The 2338-nt window shown below is 55.4% G+C and carries 4 protein-coding genes; all 4 read left to right on the top strand.

Annotation, left to right across the window (positions count from 1 at the left end):
• Nucleotides 1-496: 496 nt before the first annotated feature.
• Nucleotides 497-775: a hypothetical protein gene (locus EN906_RS37530; protein ID WP_164748846.1), complete on the top strand. Its 279-nt coding sequence runs from the start codon at nucleotides 497-499 to the stop codon at nucleotides 773-775.
• 105 nt (nucleotides 776-880) lie between these two features.
• Nucleotides 881-1123, top strand: coding sequence for a DUF982 domain-containing protein (locus EN906_RS31250; RefSeq protein ID WP_127271076.1), 243 nt, complete (start codon nucleotides 881-883; stop codon nucleotides 1121-1123).
• Between the two features lie 185 nt (nucleotides 1124-1308).
• Nucleotides 1309-1926 carry a hypothetical protein gene (locus EN906_RS31245; RefSeq protein WP_127271074.1) on the top strand — a complete coding sequence of 206 codons (618 nt, stop codon included), beginning with the start codon at nucleotides 1309-1311 and terminating at the stop codon, nucleotides 1924-1926.
• A gap of 179 nt (nucleotides 1927-2105) precedes the next feature.
• A partial coding sequence (locus EN906_RS37855) for a hypothetical protein (protein ID WP_206529212.1) occupies nucleotides 2106-2338 on the top strand: 233 nt, incomplete at its 3' end.

Here is a 2338-nt window from a genome sequence, read left to right as displayed (position 1 = left end):
GATCAACTCTGTTCGCTGCGTGGGATCACCCGCCGAAGCCCTGAAGCTACCACAGCCGCCGAAAGCCTAATGGGAGCATACCAATCCGGGCTTCGCGGCGATGAACTGCTTCAGGCCCTCGCGCCGAAATAGGCGCTGCTCTAAATCTCTTCAGGCAATCCTTCGGGGGAACCATTAAGGTCACCAAAGGGTTGGGCTCGGTGCTAACCGTGTGGGCTGACCATGGAAGAGCTTTCTCCCGAGCAACAGCAGGCTACATCGCGTCTCATTCGGACGTGGATTACTTCAGAGACACTGCGCCATCAAATCCGCCAACTGCTGAACCTCCCAGTGGATTGGGATATGTCCGAGCAGCATCGGTCCATGCTTGACGAGTTAGATCGGAAACGCAACGAATGACCTCATGGCACAGCAGAGGTACGACCTAAGGCAAGACCCAATGGAACCATTTATCGGACAATAAGTTAAAGGCGCCAGGACTCGTGGGGACTCCCTGATGACGAAGCGTGACAAAGCCGGTCACAAGACCGTTGCCGACCATCTGCTGGAGCTGATCCGAAACGAGGACAACCGCCACCAGGTTCAGCAGGCCTTCGGGCTGGAAGTTGACCCTGAGTTACCACCAACTCTAGCCTCATTGCTCGACGCCATTGAAGAGGCTCATCAGGAAACCCTAAATTACCCTGATGAGGCAGTTGAGGTACGACCTGAGGAGAGACCCAGACGGGACCTGGACGGTGTTCGACGTGTTCACCGGGCAGCCGGTTTCGCCTGATGGTTGGCCAGCGATAGGCCTCAATAGGGAATATGCGGACGATCTCGTAGACCTACTGAATGCCGAAGACCTCAAGTGCAGGCTCTCCCACCGTAGGTTCATCTGATGGAACTCCATTGGTTCAGCCCTGTGGTCCCCGTCAGAACCGAGAAGGTCGGCATCACGCTGGGCGTCAGCAACGTCGAGACCGCCGCTGAGGAACTCATGAAGTGGCCCGAGAAGGGACCGAAGTGGAACAAGGCGGTGCAGCTCTGCATCGACTGCTTCGAGGACCGAGCGTCACCCCAGGATGTCCAGAAGGCCTTTGAGGAGGCTGCTAAGGAGCAGGGGATGCTTCGGTCTTTGTAGGTGGTCTCCTGACTACGGCAGTCTCCCTAAGCACCCTCGGCCACACCAAAGAGAGAACTGCTAGGGCAGCTCTGCATGGACGACTTTGAGGACCAATGCGTCTACTGCGAAAGAACAGGGGTTCTCATGAGCGGCCGGGTGGCTGTCCAATAGCTATATCGGTAAAGACTCGGTAGGCTGCCTGAATGCTGACCAAGAGCGAACTACTCGAAATGGGTCCGGACGCGAGAGCATTCTATCTAATTGGTGCATTTATGGGCTATTTCGCACTTCTTGAGGCTGGCATCGGAGACGCTCTGGGAGAGGTGCTTGGCGTCAGTGGTGCCCGCCGTGTCATCATCAATAGAAACATGGGTTTCGATGAGAAGATCAAAACTCTGCGTACGCTGGTTGATCACTTTATCTCTGATCGAAGTCTAGCGGCGAAATTCGATGAACTGGCAAAGCAGGCCAGGAAGTGCGGTGAGCTTCGCAATATCGTTGCTCACACGCCATTTCGAGCTAGCAGCGTATCTGATGGGGTTGAGTTCTTCCGGGTGTCGGCGAATAGCAAGCTTGAGTGGCCCGCCACAGATTGGTCCACAGGCACACTCCTTAGCCACATCGACAACATCAACAAGATCGATAACGAATTAAGACTGATCGAAGGCCGGATGCAGCTTCAACGTATCGCGGAAGCTTTAATGCGTGAGCCTGACGGTAAAGGGTCTGCTCCGACCGGTGGTGGGCTACTGGGGCTCGGCGGGCTCTTTGGACTGGGCTCGATCTCTCCCGAGGGAGAAGATCATCCGAGCGCCGGTTAACGCAAGCCGGGTTTGCCTCGTGTGATAGAGCCGCGCTCCTAAGTATCTGTGCCCCGGTCACACCTTAGAAGAACTAAGGGGACCAAAGAGGTAGGCTTATCGGGATACGATTTCTACAAGCGCTTGGGAAGAGCGGAAAAGAAGCTCGCATGTGATGCGGCCAAGAACTAAGGACAGCGATGCTCAATCCTGATGATTGGAAGTTAGCAATCGAAGACGCGCGCTTCAGGCACAACGCTTTGGTTGGTCTAATTATAGCCTCAGATAATCAAGCCTTGGCCTTGATGCGACTTTTCCTGACCGTGGCCACTGCCACTGGTGCGGGTTTTGCGTCGGTAATCGTCCCCCACACTTTGATCCAGACCCCACTCGCGTGGTCGCTAGCAGCCGCTACGCTCGCCATGGTTTATTC

Source organism: Mesorhizobium sp. M7A.F.Ca.CA.004.06.1.1 (genome assembly GCF_003999135.1).
GTDB lineage: Bacteria > Pseudomonadota > Alphaproteobacteria > Rhizobiales > Rhizobiaceae > Mesorhizobium.
This window is presented reverse-complemented; position numbering and strand designations above follow the sequence as displayed.

What these genes read in the sequence shown, in the direction of transcription:
- EN906_RS31245 (WP_127271074.1), top strand. Translation starts at nt 1,309, where the DNA reads ATGCTGACCAAGAGCGAACTACTCGAAATGGGTCCGGACGCGAGAGCA.
- EN906_RS37530 (WP_164748846.1), top strand. Translation starts at nt 497, where the DNA reads ATGACGAAGCGTGACAAAGCCGGTCACAAGACCGTTGCCGACCATCTG.
- EN906_RS31250 (WP_127271076.1), top strand. Translation starts at nt 881, where the DNA reads ATGGAACTCCATTGGTTCAGCCCTGTGGTCCCCGTCAGAACCGAGAAG.